An 862-nucleotide genomic window follows, 5' to 3' on the forward strand; every position below is an offset into this window, starting at 1 on the left:
CGCAAGCAGGACTGTTATATCTGCGGCAACTACAAGAAACGCACCCATGACTGTACGGCGCACTTTATCCGCACCGACCTCTTGACCGCTGGTGTACTCTCCAATCTGCGGAAAGTGACCAGCTATGCGGCAAAGCATGAAGCCCGGTTTATGAAACTCTTGATTGAGCAGAACGAGGACGGGGGCAAACGCAGGAACGCCGCCAAGAAAAAGGAACTGGAAGCCGCCGAGAAACGCATAGCCGAGTTATCCGCTATCTTCAAGCGGCTGTATGAGGACAGCGTGACCGGGCGCATATCAGACGAGCGTTTCACAGAGCTGTCGGCAGACTATGAAGCAGAGCAACGGGAACTGAAAGAAAGAGCCGCCGCTATCCAAGCGGAGCTTTCCAAAGCACAGGAAGCCACCGTGAACGCAGAAAAGTTTATGAATGTTGTCCGGCGGCATACCAGCTTTGAAGAACTTACCCCTACTCTGCTGCGGGAGTTTGTAGAGAAAATCGTTGTGCATGAGTGCAGCTATGACGAGAACAAGACCCGCAGACAGGACATTGAGATTTATTATTCTTTTGTTGGCAAGGTGGACTTGCCCGAATAACCGCCCGACCTATCCGACACAATGCGCAAGTGCCGGATAGGAACGGCAAAATTTTTTACACTTCTATTACTTCTTTATCACACATTAGTAAAAAGCCAGGGCATTAAGCAGTTTATGGCTAATTAAAGGGAACAAAAAGAAAGGAAAAGCACAATCCAGACGGTATCAGCGGCAGGATACAAGAATAAATTGTGATTACACAAGATTGGTGTTATAATAAGAGAAAAGTTCCTGCCGGGGCAGCCGCCCCGGTGGTATGGATAGA

1 protein-coding gene and 1 pseudogene are annotated in these 862 nt (G+C 49.1%); both read left to right on the forward strand.

Annotated elements, in window-relative coordinates; translation table 11 throughout:
- The coding region (locus tag DWZ38_RS21930) for a DUF4368 domain-containing protein (protein WP_117855428.1) at positions 1-597 on the forward strand (597 nt) is incomplete at its 5' end.
- Positions 598-788: 191 nt separating this feature from the next.
- Positions 789-862 (forward strand): annotated as a pseudogene (locus DWZ38_RS23045) (XRE family transcriptional regulator); the annotation flags it as partial.

The organism is Ruminococcus sp. AF31-8BH (assembly GCF_003460605.1).
Taxonomy (GTDB): Bacteria; Bacillota; Clostridia; order Lachnospirales; family Lachnospiraceae; genus Blautia_A; species Blautia_A acetigignens.